Source organism: Bacillus sp. 5RYD7K (genome assembly GCF_059831465.1).
Genome location: NZ_CP191200.1, coordinates 3,737,143 through 3,752,714, shown reverse-complemented (window position 1 = coordinate 3,752,714; position 15,572 = coordinate 3,737,143). Strand labels below are relative to the sequence as shown.

18 protein-coding genes are annotated in these 15,572 nt (G+C 49.6%); 8 read left to right on the top strand and 10 right to left on the bottom strand.

From position 1 onward, the window contains the following. Positions 1-24: 24 nt before the first annotated feature. Genes sbcD through hlpB form a run of 3 tightly spaced genes read left to right on the top strand, consistent with a single transcriptional unit; the run spans position 25 to position 4,902 of the window. On the top strand, positions 25-1,197 hold the full coding sequence (gene sbcD, locus ACQE26_RS18390) for an exonuclease subunit SbcD (RefSeq protein WP_500470245.1): 1,173 nt from the start codon (positions 25-27) through the stop codon (positions 1,195-1,197). Continuing rightward, complete coding sequence (sbcC, locus tag ACQE26_RS18385) at positions 1,194-4,586, top strand: exonuclease subunit SbcC (protein WP_500470244.1); 3,393 nt, start codon at positions 1,194-1,196, stop codon at positions 4,584-4,586. Before sbcD ends, sbcC begins: the two co-directional genes overlap by 4 nt. Positions 4,587-4,602: 16 nt before the next feature. Further along, the gene (gene hlpB, locus ACQE26_RS18380; RefSeq protein ID WP_500470243.1) at positions 4,603-4,902 is read left to right on the top strand and encodes an HNH nuclease-like protein HlpB; all 300 of its coding nucleotides are present in this window, start codon (positions 4,603-4,605) and stop codon (positions 4,900-4,902) included. Between the two features lie 37 nt (positions 4,903-4,939). On the opposite strand, the gene ACQE26_RS18375 is transcribed toward hlpB, so the two are convergent. From ACQE26_RS18375 to ACQE26_RS18345, 7 genes are all read right to left on the bottom strand, one after another. Beyond that, entirely contained in the window at positions 4,940-5,158 is a 219-nt protein-coding gene (locus ACQE26_RS18375) for a spore germination protein (protein WP_045925297.1), read from the bottom strand. Between the two features lie 39 nt (positions 5,159-5,197). Further along, positions 5,198-5,593, bottom strand: a complete 396-nt coding sequence (locus ACQE26_RS18370; RefSeq protein WP_438421574.1) for a spore germination protein GerPE — start codon at positions 5,591-5,593, stop codon at positions 5,198-5,200. After that, positions 5,593-5,769 (bottom strand): spore germination protein GerPD, encoded by a 177-nt coding sequence (locus tag ACQE26_RS18365; RefSeq protein ID WP_045925299.1) that lies wholly within the window; start codon positions 5,767-5,769, stop codon positions 5,593-5,595. The genes ACQE26_RS18370 and ACQE26_RS18365 overlap by 1 nt, the downstream gene beginning before the upstream one ends. Next, positions 5,766-6,383, bottom strand: a complete 618-nt coding sequence (locus tag ACQE26_RS18360; protein ID WP_045925404.1) for a spore germination protein GerPC — start codon at positions 6,381-6,383, stop codon at positions 5,766-5,768. Before ACQE26_RS18360 ends, ACQE26_RS18365 begins: the two co-directional genes overlap by 4 nt. Before the next feature lie 34 nt (positions 6,384-6,417). Beyond that, positions 6,418-6,654, bottom strand: a complete 237-nt coding sequence (locus ACQE26_RS18355; RefSeq protein WP_007409164.1) for a spore germination protein GerPB — start codon at positions 6,652-6,654, stop codon at positions 6,418-6,420. 12 nt (positions 6,655-6,666) lie between these two features. Further along, on the bottom strand, positions 6,667-6,888 hold the full coding sequence (locus tag ACQE26_RS18350) for a spore germination protein (RefSeq protein ID WP_060963119.1): 222 nt from the start codon (positions 6,886-6,888) through the stop codon (positions 6,667-6,669). Positions 6,889-7,079: 191 nt separating this feature from the next. Next, positions 7,080-7,298, bottom strand: a complete 219-nt coding sequence (locus ACQE26_RS18345; RefSeq protein WP_438421575.1) for an aspartyl-phosphate phosphatase Spo0E family protein — start codon at positions 7,296-7,298, stop codon at positions 7,080-7,082. Positions 7,299-7,513: 215 nt separating this feature from the next. Between ACQE26_RS18345 and ACQE26_RS18340 the strand changes: the two genes are divergently transcribed. Beyond that, positions 7,514-8,419, top strand: coding sequence for a fumarylacetoacetate hydrolase family protein (locus ACQE26_RS18340; protein WP_500470242.1), 906 nt, complete (start codon positions 7,514-7,516; stop codon positions 8,417-8,419). Between the two features lie 90 nt (positions 8,420-8,509). Continuing rightward, positions 8,510-8,866, top strand: coding sequence for a YisL family protein (locus ACQE26_RS18335; protein WP_045925301.1), 357 nt, complete (start codon positions 8,510-8,512; stop codon positions 8,864-8,866). 250 nt (positions 8,867-9,116) lie between these two features. Here the strand turns inward: ACQE26_RS18335 and ACQE26_RS18330 are convergent, their stop codons facing one another. Next, positions 9,117-9,659: a DUF2777 family protein gene (locus tag ACQE26_RS18330; RefSeq protein ID WP_500470241.1), complete on the bottom strand. Its 543-nt coding sequence runs from the start codon at positions 9,657-9,659 to the stop codon at positions 9,117-9,119. Between the two features lie 174 nt (positions 9,660-9,833). On the opposite strand from ACQE26_RS18330, the gene asnB reads away from it, so the two are divergent. Together asnB and ACQE26_RS18320 are read left to right on the top strand one after the other, a co-directional pair. After that, positions 9,834-11,675, top strand: coding sequence for an asparagine synthase (glutamine-hydrolyzing) (gene asnB, locus ACQE26_RS18325; protein ID WP_060963115.1), 1,842 nt, complete (start codon positions 9,834-9,836; stop codon positions 11,673-11,675). An 84-nt stretch (positions 11,676-11,759) separates the two neighbouring features. Beyond that, positions 11,760-12,503 (top strand): squalene/phytoene synthase family protein, encoded by a 744-nt coding sequence (locus ACQE26_RS18320; RefSeq protein ID WP_500470240.1) that lies wholly within the window; start codon positions 11,760-11,762, stop codon positions 12,501-12,503. 37 nt (positions 12,504-12,540) lie between these two features. On the opposite strand, the gene ACQE26_RS18315 is transcribed toward ACQE26_RS18320, so the two are convergent. Next, a complete protein-coding gene (locus ACQE26_RS18315) occupies positions 12,541-13,908 on the bottom strand; it encodes an MATE family efflux transporter (RefSeq protein ID WP_049628816.1) in 1,368 nt (455 codons plus the stop codon). 122 nt (positions 13,909-14,030) lie between these two features. On the opposite strand from ACQE26_RS18315, the gene ACQE26_RS18310 reads away from it, so the two are divergent. Further along, positions 14,031-14,894, top strand: a complete 864-nt coding sequence (locus tag ACQE26_RS18310) for a helix-turn-helix transcriptional regulator (RefSeq protein WP_500470239.1) — start codon at positions 14,031-14,033, stop codon at positions 14,892-14,894. 141 nt (positions 14,895-15,035) lie between these two features. Here ACQE26_RS18310 and ACQE26_RS18305 read toward each other — a convergent pair whose 3' ends face one another. Then, a complete protein-coding gene (locus ACQE26_RS18305; protein WP_060963112.1) occupies positions 15,036-15,530 on the bottom strand; it encodes a DinB family protein in 495 nt (164 codons plus the stop codon). Positions 15,531-15,572: the final 42 nt, after the last annotated feature.

Here is a 15,572-nt window from a genome sequence, read left to right as displayed (position 1 = left end):
TATCAGAAAAGTGAGGCGAATGCTATGCGCATTTTACATACAGCTGACTGGCATCTCGGCAAAACGCTTGAAGGCAGAAGCCGGCTGAGTGAGCAGGCCGAGGTATTGGAAGAGCTGAATACCATTGTCAAAGAAGAAAACATTGATGCGGTCATTATGGCAGGAGATGTATTTGATACGGTCAATCCCCCTGCGCTCGCTGAACAATTGTATTATGAAAGTCTTTCCGCGCTTTCTGACGGCGGAAAACGCCCGGTTGTCGTCATTGCCGGAAACCATGACAATCCTGACAGGCTGGCGGCGGCTTCTCCGTTAACAGATGAGCGGGGCATTCATTTAATCGGCTATCCGCGGACAGAACCCGTCCATATCGAGGTGCCGTCGGCGGGCGAGCTGTTAGCCGTAGCCGCGCTGGCCTATCCGTCAGAAGCGAGATTAAACGAAGTGCTGTCTGATACGTTTGAGGAAAAGCTTCTTCGCGATCATTACGATGTGAAAATCAGAGAGGCGTTTGCCCGCATGTGCGGACTGTGCCGTGATGATGCCGTGAAAGTCGCGGCGAGCCATATTTATGTCGCGGGAGGAAATCAGACCGATTCAGAGCGTCCGATTGAAGTCGGGGGCGCTTACACAGTCGCCGCAGAAAGCCTGCCGGCTGATGCGGCTTATGTGGCCCTCGGCCATCTCCACCGTCCGCAAACGATCAAGCGCGCCAAAACGGCTGCCCGCTATTCCGGCTCTCCGCTGGCATACAGCTTTTCAGAAGCCGGTTATGCCAAATCGGTGACGGTGGTAGAAGCGAAGCCCGGAGGAGAAGCGAAGTGGGAAGAGATTTTTCTGTCCTCGGGTAAACCGCTCGTTAAATGGAAAGCGCAGGGGCTGAGCGAGGTTCACGGCTGGCTTGATGAAGGGCGTGACCAGAATGCCTGGATCGATCTTGATATCCATTTGACGGATCAGCTTTCTCTGGAGGAAATTCACCGGCTGCGAAAGGCGCATCCCGGCTTTATCCATATCAGGCCGGTTTTTGAAGAAAAAGAGACCGGCAATGACCGGATTGAAGTGAAGCATATATCAATTGAGGACCGATTTAAGAAGTTTTATGAAAAGCAAACAGGCGGCGCCGTGCCGGATGAGGAGATGGTCAAGCTGTTTTTAGAGCTTGCGTCAGCAGATGATGAGGAGGATGCGACATGAAGCCGATTCTGTTAACGATAAAAGGGCTTCACAGCTTCAGAGAGGAACAGACGATTGATTTTGCCGGACTGTCCGGAGCAGGCGTGTTCGGAATTTTCGGCCCGACGGGAAGCGGAAAGTCGTCGATCCTTGATGCTATGACACTCGCTTTATACGGAAAGGTGGAGCGCGCCGCAAATAATACGCACGGCATCTTGAACCATGCCGAAGATCAGCTCGCCGTCTCCTTTACATTCGCGCTTCAATCAGGCCACCGGGTGTCTTATAAGGTCGAGCGCGTTTTTAAGAGAACGGATGAAACGAAAGTGAAAACCGCCCTCTGCCGCTTGATTGAAATCAAAGACGAACAAACCGTGCTTGCTGATAAAGCGAATGAAGTGAACAAAAAGGTGGAAGAGCTTCTTGGCCTGACCATTGACGACTTTACAAGAGCCGTCGTGCTGCCGCAAGGGAAGTTTGCCGAGTTTCTGTCGCTTAAAGGCGCGGAAAGAAGACATATGCTGCAGCGTCTTTTTAATCTGGAACAGTACGGGGACAGGCTTGTCAAAAAACTGCGGAAGCGCGCGCAGGAAGCAGCGGCGAAAAAAAATGAAATGCTTGCCGAACAATCCGGCCTCGGAGACGCGGGTGAAGATGCGCTGAAGCAGGCGGAACAGCAGTTTCACGAAGCGAACGAACGGCTTGAAGCAGCTGAGGAGAAACGGGTCCGGGCAAAAGAGCGTTTTGAAAGTCACCAGGAGATTTGGAACCTGCAGACAGAAAGAGATGAATATGAGCGCCGCCTGAAAAAGCTTGAGGACAGGCGCCCGTATATCACGGATTTGACTGAGCGTCTTAAAGAGGCGGAAACCGCTCTCGCCCTTGAGCCGTACGCAGAACGCTATTCGGAAGCCGTACGCCGGCAGCAGCGCGCCGAACAGGAGCACGAACTGGCCAAACGGAAATCAGAGGCGGAAACCGCTTCATTTACCCGGCAAAATGAAGCCTATGAAGCGTGGCGGGTTCATAAGGCTGAACAAGAGCCGAAGCTTGTCAAGGAAGAAGAATTGTATCAAAGATTGTCAGCCGTTGAACAAAAGCTGCTTGAAGCAAAAAAAGAAGCGGAACAAACAAAGGCGGAGCACCGCAAAAAAGAGGAAGAATACGAAGCCGCCTCGAAACAGCTGAACGCAGTGAAAGACCGCCTGATCCGCGGCCAAAACAGGCAGAATGAGCTGAAAGAAGAGCTGAGGGCAGTTCAGGTGACCGCTGATGAACGGAAAAAATGCCAGACTGCCGCACAGCTGGCAGCCGGCTTTCAGCAGACACAGGAACAGATCACAAAAGAACGGGCCAATCTGACAACGCAGATGAAGAACATGGAGAAGCTGAACGGAGAAAGCGAGGCGCTCAGCGCAAAGGCGAAAACGGAAGAAGAAGACATTACGCGCGCTTATCAAACGCTCCAAACCGTTTACCATATGGTCTGTGAAACGGAACGGTCACTAAAAGCCGCAGCCGAACGGGCCGGCAAAACGCAAGCCGACCTGCGCAGGCGCTCAGAGGAAGCGAGAACGGCTGCATTAACGAAAGAATTATCGGAAAAACTGATTGAAGGAAAGCCTTGTCCTGTATGCGGCTCGACGCAGCATGACCGTCCGCGCTCCGCTCATGAAACACATTCGCCAGATACGGATGTGCAGGAACGTTTGCAGCAGGTTGAAGCGCTGCTGTCCGAGGCGGCGGCTCTTTCTCAGGAAGTGCTGACAGCCAAGGTTGCATTAGAAGAGCAGTCGGGGCGTTTTACCGAAGAATGTCCGTTCCTGCAAAGCGCACGGACCCCGGAGTTGGAAGCCGCTTCTTCCATCAGCGGCCGTCCGCTTGATGAAGCGTTCAGCGCCGTCCGCTTGGAATGGAAACAAATGAAGCAGGATATGCTGTCGGTAAAAGAGAAGGTCACGAGACTGATCAGCGCGTATCAGCAGACGGTGAAACAAGCTGAGCAGCTGGCTGAACGAATCCGCTATGAGGAAAAAGAAGCCGATCGCCTCAGACATTCATTACAAGAGCTTGAATCACTCTCAGAAAGCCGCTTAAATCAGTACAACGAAGTCTGCGGGGATATTCCGGTAAATCAGGTTGACGCCTGGCAGGCTTCGATAGACGATAAAGACCGGCAGGCAGAAGAGTTTGAGAAGCGCATTGAAACGAGCATCGCATTTCTCAAGGAACATGAAGAAGAGAAAGAGCGGCTGCAAGAGAAGAAGCATCAGCTTGAACGGGAACGGCTCGAGCTTCACTATGCAGCAGAGCGCCTGCAGCAGGTGATTGACGGGTATGAACAAGAGCTCGGCACAGCAGCAGAAGAAACATCAATTTCCGCAAAGCTTGAAGCGGTACGGCAGGAATTACAGCTGTTAAAAACGAAAGAACAGTCCTTATTCGATGCGCTGAAGCAGGCTCAGCAATCACTGAATGACGCAAAAGGCCGGGAATCCGGAAGTCTCATGTCACTGCGGGACGCTGAATCCGCCCTTGAGAAAGCGCAAAATGACTGGCGCGTGAGATCAAAAGATACCGGGTTTGCCGAGCCGGACCAAGTCAAAAAAAGCCTGCTTCCGCAAACCCGTGCAGAGGAAATGAAAACAGAAATTGATGAGTTTCTCGACACCTCAAAGCAGCTTTCGGCAAATATCCGCCGTGTCACTGAAAAATTAGCTGACCGCCGGGTAACGGAAGAAGAATGGACAGCATCGGTTTCTCTGCTGAAGCAGGCGGAGGCTGAGTCAGGCGCAGCCATGGAGGAAAAGGGCGCCCAGGCAAAAGCCTTTGCGGTTATACAAAAACAGCATAAGCGCTTTAAAGAAATTGAAGCCGAACTGAAAAGCTGGCAGACGCAGATTGACAGACTTGATAAGCTGCAGTCTGTATGCAAAGGCAATACATTCGTCGAATTTTTAGCGGAAGAACAGCTGGAAAGCGTGGCCCGGGACGCCTCTGCCCGGCTCGGAGCACTGACAAGGCAGCGGTATGCCATTTTAGTCGATTCAGAAGGCGGCTTCGTTATGCGCGATGACGCGAACGGCGGCGTCAAACGGCCCGTATCAAGCCTTTCCGGCGGGGAGACGTTTCTGACATCGCTGTCGCTTGCGCTTGCTTTGTCCGCCCAAATTCAGCTGCGGGGTCAATACCCGCTGCAATTCTTCTTCTTAGATGAAGGATTCGGGACGCTTGACCAAGGGCTTTTAGACACCGTTGTCACAGCGCTGGAAAAGCTGCAATCGGATAATTTGTCCGTCGGGGTGATCAGCCATGTGCAGGAGCTGAGAGCGCGCCTGCCGAAAAAATTAATCGTTCATCCGTCCGAACCGGGCGGAAAAGGCACCCGGGTCACATTGGAGATCATGTAAGAAAGGAGAAGGGATTATGGCCGATTCTGCCGAGGGCACATGTGAATTATGCGGCCGCCGCCATGTGCGGCTGACAGAGCACCACTTGACGCCAAAGGAAGAAGGCGGGACATTCCTTCCGACCGCAATGCTCTGCATCCCTTGCCATAAACAGATTCACGCCCTTTATACGAACCGGGAGCTTGCGGCAAGGCTTGCGGGAAAAGAAGAACTGCGGCATGATCCGAAACTTGCGCGGTTTGTGAAATGGATCAGAAAACAGCCGCCGGAAAAGCTTGTGAAAACAAAAAAAGCAAAAGAACGAAAAAAACGCTGAACAAAAAGCAGCCCTCTCTTTAAAGAGCGGCTGCTTTTTATGCGTTTCCGGTCACATTCTGATCGCTGACATCGGGGTCTATATAGTTTGTCGCATTGACAACGTTGTTTAATAACAGGAAATCTCCGGTATTGCCTGCTCCCGAACCGAGCGCAGATTTAGAAGAGCTTTTTGGAGAAAGGTAAAAGGAATCACCAAAGTTTACGACTCCGCCCGATATGGAATTGATAGCTATAGGTCCGGTAATTGCTGGCATAAACGACACCCTTTATAGAAGTCTCACCGTCATTATATGTCAGGGCTGCGGCGTTTGTGAGCTCGGTGACTCGATCTGCCTAATATGTTTCAGCCTCGAATCGCCCAGCACGACCGACGTTGATCCGATTTGAACCACGGACGCTGACGATACCCCTTGGACTTTCAGATTTCTTACCCGAATCGAAGGGTTTTCATGGCTGAATGCACTTTGAACTCCCGTTTCCGGTAACGGCATGACGGCCGGCTGCCGAAAGATCTGGTATTCTTTTGTGTTAAACGAGCCCTCATCGTCTCTGTATACAGCAACACTGCGCTGATCGGCCAATACTTTGACTTTCATATTGATTTCATTCGAATCGCCTGCTTGAAAAACACTCCCGATCCCGACTGAATTGATTTTGGCGTTCCTGAGGCGTGAAATCCGCTTTAACATTATTCCTGAGCCAGCGGCACAAGAGGGCCGATAATGAGAGATTCCGGAGGTGTATCAAAGATGGAAGACAGATAGACGGACTCGGTGTCGCCGATTAATAATAGGGAAGAACTGGACACACCGGTAGACCGGATGTCGCCGACTTCAATATTCCGGTTAATCACTGTAAAAATCATGACGGATCATCACCTTTCATTTCACCTGGTATGTGTTTAATAAAATGCTCGACGGCCCTGACAATATCACGCTTCACGTGTTCGGCAATCTGCTCTGCGTATTGCGCGGGCGTCGTGTTTTCTTCTTTCTGGACTTGGGACAGGTAATACTTAATACGGCTGTCCATCTGCTTTCTGATATCTTCTATAATATGATATTTGTTCGTTTCGTCCAGCCTGCTCTCATACTGTGTTTCGAGCTGCTCTAACAGCACGGGGATTTCTTCATTCAGGTACATATCGACGTTTTGGCGGATTTGCTGCATTTGCTGGCCCGCCTGTTCCTGCTGCATCATTCCGACCTGCGGAGTTGTCTGGCCGACTTCAAAATTTTGCACGGCATTCGGATCAGTCGGATTCAATCCGATATTCAGCGTTCCTTCCAGCCGTTCAATTTTCAGCTGATCAAATTTATATTCGAGCCGATCAATCCTTGTGGAAGGCTGCTGTTTCAGTGTTGATATTTCACTCTGAAATTCTTTCAGCTGCCGTTCGAGCTCCTGAATCTGAAGCGCCTGCTGCTGGACGAAGGAATTTAAATTCTGCAGGTAGGATGAAACCGATTGATCATACATGACATTCACCTCGCGTCTCGTTTCCTTCATTGAACTACCGGCTTGGCGGCTGGAGCGGTACAAATGATGAGGTGCCGGGGCCTCCCCCTGTGGTTACAGTCTGCTGCCCCGCGGTGACAGGCGGCGCTGGCTCTACATAGCTCCCTGTGTTATACAGATTGGAAAGAGATTTAATTGAACCGGCGCTCCCGATTTGCAGTATGGAGGAATTGCTGACAGATTCTACACGCATGTAATTGATATGGATCGACTGATTGACGTAAAAATTCATACGGCGCCTCCTTTATGCGTTACCTGCCATCGGCTGATCGATTACATCATTATCGTACACATTCGTTGCATTCCTGTAATTCGTCAGTGTGAGATTGTCTCCGGTATTAAAGCTGCCCGCTCCGGCAAATGTCTTAACCTCTGCTTTTGGAGAAATGGTGATGCAGTCGCCTATATGAACGACTCCGCTCGTACCGACGGCATTAATTTTAAACGCTCCGACAATTGCGGGCATACGAGCACATCCTTTTCGTGAAAATTTTAATGGAATACACTCCAGGAGCTTATTTGGGCTGCCTGCCTAAAATAGCTTATGACAAACGCACATTTTTGTGAGCGGAAAAAACTTTAGGCATAAAAAAACACCGGCGCTTTAAGCATGCCGGGTCTTAAAACAAATGATTCAGATCTATATACATATCATGTTTATGAGAAAGCCTGTTTTTTTCCTGCTGTGTACTCCGGCTGTATCTGTGCGGCCGGGTTCATCCCGCCGTCTTTCGTTTGTTGGATGAGCCCGCCCCGGCACCCGTTTAAGAGGCTGTCCAGCTCCTGGCTGCACCTGATGGTCTCCGTCGCGTTGATTCCGAATTTTTGCGCTGTCTCGAATAAAGTCAATCTTTTTTCTTCAATTTTTCTGTTCATCGTGCGATCTCCAATTCTCGATTATTTTGGAAAACATAGGATGAGAATAGTATAACCTATTTTGGCTGAGAAGGTTTTATTTCGTCAATATGACTAAAAAAGTGACAATTTTTGATACTCTTTTACGATGATTTTCAGCCTGTTCAAAAGAGGAATTTCCCGCCTGCAGAAAGAATACATAAAGATGCCAGATTTAAAAATGATGGGGGATTAACATGAAATTTGCGACAGGGGAACTGAACAGCCGGAAATTTGTCGGTCTGATCATTGATGATGACAAAATCTTAGATCTGCAAAAGGCTGAAAAGAAACTGTTTGAACTTGAGACGATTCCGGGTTCGCTGATCGAGTGCATTCAAAGGGGGGAAAAGTTCGTCGCGCATGCCGGACAGCTTGCGGAATGGGCGAAAAAACCGAATGATGAGTCGGGTTCATTTATGTATGCGCTGTCTGACGTGAAGCTTTGCGCGCCTATTCCGAGACCTTCAAAGAACGTGATCTGCATCGGGAAAAATTACCTTGATCATGCCGTTGAAATGGGAAGCGAGGCGGATATCCCGGAGCATCCCATGGTTTTTACAAAAGCCCCGACCGCCGTTACGGGTCACGGAGAAACGGTGAAAAGCCACTTGGACGTAACGGAGCAGCTTGATTATGAAGGGGAGCTTGCGGTTATCATATCAAAAAGCGGATCACACATCTCCAAAGAACATGCGCTCGATCATGTATTCGGCTATACCATAGTAAATGATATAACAGCGCGCGATCTGCAGAAAAAGCATCAACAGTTTTTTATCGGCAAAAGCCTAGATACGACATGCCCGATGGGACCGGTCATTGTACATAAATCAGCTGTCAGTGATCCGCAAAGCCTGCAAGTTGAAACGCGGGTGAACGGGGAACTGCGCCAATCAGGATCAACGGGCGACATGATTTTTCCGATTGCTGAATTAATCGAGACGCTGTCAAAAGGAATGACGCTTGAAGCCGGGGACATTATAGCGACGGGGACGCCGTCCGGTGTCGGGAAAGGATTTAAGCCGCCGACATTTTTACAGCCGGGGGACCGCATTGACATTACAATTGAACCGATCGGCACGCTGTCGAACCAAATCGGATAAAGTGTTTTTCTTGAGAATGATTATGCTCACAGCGGCTTGTTGTGGTACCATAAGTGAGGCAGATTGATCTGATAGGGGGAATTGAACATAATGACACATTGGCATATTACTTCATGGGTCGTTGCGCTTATCCTGGTGTTTGTCAGCTACGGGCTGTACGGCTCCGGAAAAGCGAAGGGCGCAAAAATAACGCATATGATTCTGCGCTTATTCTACATTATTATTATTTTGACCGGCGCTGAACTGTTTGTCCGTTTTGCGAATTGGAACGGAGAGTACGCCGGAAAAATGCTGCTTGGCATCATTACCATCGGACTGATGGAAATGCTCGTCATCCGCAAGAAAAAAGGCAAATCGACCGGAGGACTGTGGATCGGTTTTATTATCGTGCTCATCCTGACGGTGCTTCTCGGCCTTCACTTGCCGATCGGCTTTCACATATTTTAATCAATCGCTTGAAAACCCGGATGCAATCCGGGTTTTTTTATTTATGCATACATTCTGCGCAACTGTGCCGCTGAATGAGAAATGCCGTGACAGGGGGATGTTGATGAGGCGAAGGAGATGTGCAGGATGCCAAAAGCGTCAATCACTCTTGTGACCGCAAAAGCTACGGCTGTGAAGGGTAAAAGCAAACGCCGGGCGTCAATCAGCGTAAAAAACAGGCGGCACCTATTTAAAAGGCACCGCCTGTTTTTTACGCTGTTCCGCCGTGTTTGGCCGCTGAATACATAATGGAGCGCCGCCCGTCAGATGCCGTCCATTCAAATCTGTCATGCTTACCCGGGCTGCCGCGGTGATGCTGCAGGGCGCATTGGGCGTCATCTGCCGAAAAGTGATAAAACGAGACCCCTTCACCGGAAAACAGCGTCTGATTGTAGGAAAATACGCAATCATATACAGACAGGCCGAACCCGTGCAGATGGCTGAGAAACAGCAGAAACGTTTCATCGTCCAGCGAATCGAGCAAGGTTAACAGCGGCCGTTTGACTGCCTTCTCATATCGGATCTCTTCTCCGCCGAACAGGGCAACCGTGTCTGCGCCGATTTCGGCCGCAGCGCCGTGAATCCGGGCTTGCTGCCATCTGCCGTCACATTTCATCAAGACGGCGGCGTTTCCTAGACTGTCTGCCAGCAGGATATCGCCCTCATCGTTTTCGACGAGACAGATGCCGTCTTCTATGATCAGAGTGCCGCGCCCCCATTTGTTTTTTTCTGAGAAAAGCTGTTTTCGTTTCATATCCGTGCGGTCTCCTTTGTTTGTTTCTTCTCTTCCGTTCTTTCCAAATCAGGCTTGTCTCATACAACTCTTAGTGGGACAAATCAACTATCTGCGTTTCTTTGCATAAACTGGGTAAAGTGCTGATAGAAACGAATTTGATACCGACAGAAACGGGATTGGAGCTGATATCACATGTGTGGAATTGCGGGTTGGGTCGATTTTCAAAAGCAGCTCGTCCAAGAGAAACATATTATGAACAATATGATAGACACTCTTTCAAAACGAGGGCCTGATGATTCAAACGTCTGGGGAGAGCCCCATGTTTTATTCGGACATAAACGACTTTCGGTCGTTGATATTGAAGGCGGCCGCCAGCCGATGGGCTGCACGCATCAAGGGGAAACGTACACCATCATTTATAATGGCGAGCTGTATAATACGGAAGAATTGCGGAGGGAGCTGCAGGCGAGGGGCCACCGTTTTGAACGGACCTCTGATACAGAAGTGCTGCTGCACAGCTATATTGAGTGGCGGGAGGAGTGCGTTGACCGCTTAAACGGTATTTACGCTTTTGCCATCTGGGATGAAAAACGGGAGCGGCTGTTTGGAGCAAGAGACCGGCTCGGCGTCAAACCGTTTTTTTATAAAGAACACGGCTCTTCCTTTCTGTTTGGATCGGAATTGAAGGCCATCCTTGCCCATCCGGATGTGAAAGCCCGCACAGACAGCAGCGGACTTGCGGAAGTTTTCGGGCTCGGGCCGTCCAGAACACCGGGCTGCGGGGTATTTAAAGGAATTCACGAAGTGCGTCCCGCTCATGCGTTCACTTTTTCAAAGGACGGTTTGTCCATATGGCGTTATTGGAATGTAAAAAGCGAAAAGCATACAGACAGCTTCGATGACACCGCAGCTCACATTCGGTACTTATTTCAGGATGCCGTAACACGCCAGCTCGTATCTGACGTGCCGGTTTGCACGTTTTTGTCTGGGGGGCTTGATTCGAGCGCGATTACCTCGATAGCCGCCGCTCATTTTGAGAAAGAAGGCAGAGATCCCCTCCATACTTATTCCATTGATTATGAGGAGAACGGCAAATTCTTTAAAGCGAGTTCATTTCAGCCGAATGATGACGGCCCGTGGATCGATAAAATGACAGCTGCATTCGGCACACAGCACCATAAGTGTGTGATTACGCAGGATGAGCTGGTTGAACATCTGGAGGAATCCGTTCTCGTCAGAGACCTGCCGGGCATGGCGGATGTTGATTCCTCGCTGCTGTGGTTCTGCCGTGAAATCAAAAAAGATTTTGTCGTGAGCCTTTCCGGGGAATGTGCGGACGAAATTTTCGGCGGATATCCATGGTTTCACACCGCGGCGGAAGAAGACGGATTTCCTTGGATGAGATCCACTGAGGAGAGAATCACCCTTTTGGACGAAAAATGGCAAAAACGGCTGAACCTAAGAGAATACGTAAATGCGAGATATGAAGAAACCATTGCGGAAACGCCGCTGTTAGACGGTGAGACGGGAACAGACAAAGCGAGACGTCAGCTTTTCTACTTAAATATGCTTTGGTTTATGACAAATCTGCTCGACCGCAAAGACCGCATGAGTATGGGAGCAAGTCTGGAAGTGCGCGTGCCGTTCGCCGATCACAGGCTGGTAGAATACGTCTGGAACATCCCTTGGGAAATGAAAATGCACGGCAGCCGGGAAAAAGGCATTTTGCGGAAGGCGCTTGAAGGGCTGCTTCCGGAAGAGGTTCTGTACCGCAAAAAAAGCCCTTATCCGAAAACCCATCATCCGAAATACACGCAAGGGGTCACAGAGTGGCTGAAAACGATTTTGCAGCATAAAGATTCCGTGCTTCACACCCTGCTGGACAGAAAGAAGCTGGAAATGCTGCTGGAGACAGAGGGTTCGTCTTTTCAGGTTCCGTGGTTCGGCCAGCTGATGAAAGGCCCGCAGCTGATCGCCCATCTCGCCCAGATCCATACATGGTTTGAGGCGTATCGTATCGATATAGAAGAATAACAGTGCCGCGACCGGTTTCCGCTGAGGATATCGGTCTTTTTATTGTGAAACATATGGTACACTAAAAAACAGAGGAGTGATACCATGACCGAATACGAAACATGCGCGCAGCTTGCCGAGGCGCACTTTCCTTTATATAAACGGATCTTTTCATCCCTGCCGCCAAAAAACAGACAGGCCGCGTGGGCGGTGCTGGCTTTGTTTCATGAAGCTGAGCAGCTTGCGGATGTCCGGGAGTTTGAGGGATTTGAACAGGCAGCACAAGACTTTATGAACGGGACAGGCGCCGACGGCTTTTTGTGGAAAGCGCTCGCCGATGTGAGGCAGCAATTTGCGCTCGAAGAAGAACCGTTACGTGAGTTTATCGCCGGCCAAAGGTCTGACAGAGAAAAAGAGACCTGCCAAGAGTTTGACGACCTGCTGATGTACGCGGGCCAAACAGGCGGAGCCCTCGGCCTGCTTCTGCTGCCGGTTTGCGCCCGCCGAAATCAAGAGAAACTCCGCCATGCAGCCGTTTCATTAGGAGCTGCCATTCAGCTGAGCCGGGTTCTCACCGGGGTCTGTGCGGATGAGCGGATGAAAAAGCGCCTTCCGCGTCAGGTGATGGCGCAATTCGGCTATACGGAAGAAGAGCTGGAGAACCGCACAATCAACAAAGCTTTTGTGAATGTATGGGAGTATATCGCATTCGAAGCCGAGGCGTATTTTGAGGAGGCGTCTGAAGAGCTGGAGCTGTTTCCGTTATACTCAAGGCCCGCCGTTACCGGTTTGCTGGCTCATTACCGGTCAGAGCTCGAAAGCATGAGAAAACGGCTTTCTCAAGCATAAAAAAAACGCCCCGGCTTCATAATGAAGCTTCGGGCGTTTATGCAATCCCTTTTTGAATCCAAATCCGTGACCGCCATCTTCTGTACATGAGAATGCCTCTGACCCATTCATCCGCGATAAATGAAATCCAAATCCCCATAAGCCCCAATCCGAAATGGATGCCGAACAGGTAAGCGAGAGGCAGACCGATGCCCCACATGGAAATCATCGCCATATAGACGGGGAATTTTGCATCTCCGGCAGCCCGGAGCGAGTTGATGATAATGACATTAAATGAACGGCCGGGCTCAAGAATGATCGTCATGGCAATCAGCATGCTCGCCGTCGCAATAATATCAGGGCTGCTTGTGAAAATTCCGATCAGCTGCTTTGAAAACAAGGTCATGATAACCGATGTCATAGCGGCAATGCCAAGCGCCCAGTACAGGCTTTTCATACAGCGGTCATAAGCGTCGTCAAACTGTTTGGCGCCGATGTACCTGCTGATCAAAATCTGGGTGCCTTGGCTGATCGCCGTTCCGAACAGCAGGATAAACATGGTGATGTTTTGTGTATATACCTTTGTTGTAAGCGCCTGGGCGCCCATAATGGCGATAAAATAAGTGACAACCATTTGTGAAATGTTATAAGACAGCTGTTCACCTGCAGACGGAATTCCGATTTTCAGGAGTTTCCGCAAGTGTTCTTTATGAACGTGAAAGATCTTTTTCCATGTAAGACCGAGTCCGATACGTTTTTTGACGATCACAACCATAGCGATCAGTCCGATGATCCGCGCGATGGACGTTGACATCGCAACTCCGGCGACGCCCAGCACCGGCAGGCCGAGCGGCCCGAAAATGACAAGAAAGTTTCCGGCAATATTTAATATATTCATCCCGATCGTAACGAACATCGTATCTTTCGTATGACCGTAGCTTTTTAAAATGGCGCTGAACGTCATAATCAGTGCCTGAATAAATGACAGCCCGCCGACCACCTGCAAAAAGACTTTGGCATCCGGCATCAATTCATCGGAAAGACCCATGACATGAAGCAGCGGAACAGCCGCGAAAAACACGGCGGCGCTGATGGCGAGACTGATGACGAAGTTCGCTCCTATCGATACATAAGCCACTTCCTGCGCTTCTTTTTTCTGTTTAGAGCCTAAAAACTGCGAAATCACAATTGTCGTACCCGTTGCGATAAAGCTGAACATCACGATAATTAAATTTAAGATCTGATTGCTGACGCCCACGGCCGCCACACTGTTGTCAGAGTATTGGCTAAGCATAAGAGTGTCGGCGTTTCCCATAAACATATATAATGAAACCTCAATAAAAATCGGCCAAGTCAGCGCGTATAATGAGAGTTTGTGATCAGAAGATTGTTTGAATGCAGCCCGTTTTAAAATCGCTTGTTTCATTTCTTTTAACCCCTTTCCTGACAAAATCAACGTTTAACAGTGTACCTCCATTTTCTTATAATAAAAAGGGAGAGAAACGAAACTTCTTGCAAAAATCCGACTTAAAAAGGAGGGCCGAAAATATGACCTTTCTCGAGTTCACAGTCCCTCCGTTCCCGGTCTTTATCGCTGCGGGAGAAGGGGTGTTCAAAAAAGGCGAAACCCATGTGAGACGGGTCTTCCCGGTGTTTGATCTGCTGTATGTGAAAGAAGGCGTCCTTCACATTACAGAAAGCGAAAACGCCTTTTCCGTTGAAGCCGGAGAATATATTCTGCTCTCTCCCGGCCTTGAACATTACGGAACAAAAGGCAGTGAAGAAACGACCTCCTATTTGTGGCTTCATTTTGAGGGAGCGGATTATGAGGTGGCGGAAACAGCCGGTAACAACTGGGCGGAGCTGAGGCGGAACAAAGGCAGTTTTGAAGAGCCGGCCCGCTATCGCCTATCCTTGCCGCAAAAAGGAAAAGTGAGACGCCCGCAGTTTATGGCTGGGCAATTCAGTGTCCTGACAGATGACAGCGCTGAGAACTCTGACCTGCCGCTGAGAAAGCAAATTTTGTTTGAGGAGCTGCTGCTTCACCTTCAAAAGGAAGCGTTCCAAATACCGTCCGCAAAGGAAAGAGTCGCATGGGAGGCCGCCCGGTACCTGCAGGAGCACTATCAGGAGAAAACAACCATCAAAGCGCTCTCTTCGGCTCTTCATTACAATCAAGACTATGTGACCCGCTGTATGCAGCAGGTGCTCGGCGTCACGCCCGGCCAGTATACGAACAAAGTCAGAATGACGGAGGCGAAGCGTCTTTTGTCCGCAACCAATGACAAAATGGGGGCGATCGCGGACGCCATCGGCATGGAGGACCCGACCTACTTTTCTAAACTGTTTAAACAGATTGAAGGCATTTCGCCGCTTGAATACCGCAAATTCGTAAGCCGGAAAACGGACTGACCTAATACCAGAGAACAGAAGGGATCAGCAAGCATGAAAATAACAATTTACGACGTGGCCGAAAAAGCGGGCGCTTCCAGCTATGCCGGATGATGATAGATTTGAAGTAAAAAAGCAAAGGCTCAGCCAGCCTTTGCTTTTTTATGATTCGTATGAGAAAAAAATGTAGTCAGTCGGCACGCCTTTATATCCCATTTGATGAAGCATCGCGGTTATATTGCCGCGATGGTATGTGCCATGATTCACAACATGGCGGATCACATCGGCATATGTCGTCTGGAGCGATCCCAGACGCGGATGGGAAATGGAGATCGGACTTTCCGGGTTCTCCAATTCTCTTAAAAATTTGTTGTATTCTTTGTCCAGCTCAGTCATTCTATGTTCAATCGCCGCAAAATCTCCGCCGAGCTTTTCAAATTGGTCAAATTGCGAGACGATTTGTTCGTAAGTTTCTCCGTAAAGCACATGAAGCCAAATGTAATCAGCCCGGTATATATGCACAAGCACGGCGTTCACAGTCGGAAAAACACTTTGCAGTTTCTGCTGTAAGCTTGCAGCGGGCAAGGTCTTCAGATGCTGGAGGACCTCCTTATTCGCCCATCTGTGATAGTGATAAAGCTTTACAATGTCTGACACTCCAATTCCCCCTTTTCCTTTCGATACATTCAACATGGCTTG

Bases quoted from the DNA above. Each gene is read 5' to 3' on its own strand.
- ACQE26_RS18320 (WP_500470240.1), top strand. From the start codon at position 11,760: ATGACCGAATACGAAACATGCGCGCAGCTTGCCGAGGCGCACTTTCCT.
- hlpB (WP_500470243.1), top strand. From the start codon at position 4,603: ATGGCCGATTCTGCCGAGGGCACATGTGAATTATGCGGCCGCCGCCAT.
- ACQE26_RS18370 (WP_438421574.1), bottom strand. From the start codon at position 5,593: ATGTTAAAGCGGATTTCACGCCTCAGGAACGCCAAAATCAATTCAGTC.
- ACQE26_RS18355 (WP_007409164.1), bottom strand. From the start codon at position 6,654: ATGAATTTTTACGTCAATCAGTCGATCCATATCAATTACATGCGTGTA.
- ACQE26_RS18365 (WP_045925299.1), bottom strand. From the start codon at position 5,769: ATGATTTTTACAGTGATTAACCGGAATATTGAAGTCGGCGACATCCGG.
- ACQE26_RS18345 (WP_438421575.1), bottom strand. From the start codon at position 7,298: ATGAACAGAAAAATTGAAGAAAAAAGATTGACTTTATTCGAGACAGCG.
- ACQE26_RS18340 (WP_500470242.1), top strand. From the start codon at position 7,514: ATGAAATTTGCGACAGGGGAACTGAACAGCCGGAAATTTGTCGGTCTG.
- ACQE26_RS18315 (WP_049628816.1), bottom strand. From the start codon at position 13,908: ATGAAACAAGCGATTTTAAAACGGGCTGCATTCAAACAATCTTCTGAT.
- ACQE26_RS18310 (WP_500470239.1), top strand. From the start codon at position 14,031: ATGACCTTTCTCGAGTTCACAGTCCCTCCGTTCCCGGTCTTTATCGCT.
- ACQE26_RS18360 (WP_045925404.1), bottom strand. From the start codon at position 6,383: ATGTATGATCAATCGGTTTCATCCTACCTGCAGAATTTAAATTCCTTC.
- ACQE26_RS18350 (WP_060963119.1), bottom strand. From the start codon at position 6,888: ATGCCCGCAATTGTCGGAGCGTTTAAAATTAATGCCGTCGGTACGAGC.
- sbcC (WP_500470244.1), top strand. From the start codon at position 1,194: ATGAAGCCGATTCTGTTAACGATAAAAGGGCTTCACAGCTTCAGAGAG.
- asnB (WP_060963115.1), top strand. From the start codon at position 9,834: ATGTGTGGAATTGCGGGTTGGGTCGATTTTCAAAAGCAGCTCGTCCAA.
- ACQE26_RS18330 (WP_500470241.1), bottom strand. From the start codon at position 9,659: ATGAAACGAAAACAGCTTTTCTCAGAAAAAAACAAATGGGGGCGCGGC.
- ACQE26_RS18335 (WP_045925301.1), top strand. From the start codon at position 8,510: ATGACACATTGGCATATTACTTCATGGGTCGTTGCGCTTATCCTGGTG.
- sbcD (WP_500470245.1), top strand. From the start codon at position 25: ATGCGCATTTTACATACAGCTGACTGGCATCTCGGCAAAACGCTTGAA.
- ACQE26_RS18375 (WP_045925297.1), bottom strand. From the start codon at position 5,158: ATGCCAGCAATTACCGGACCTATAGCTATCAATTCCATATCGGGCGGA.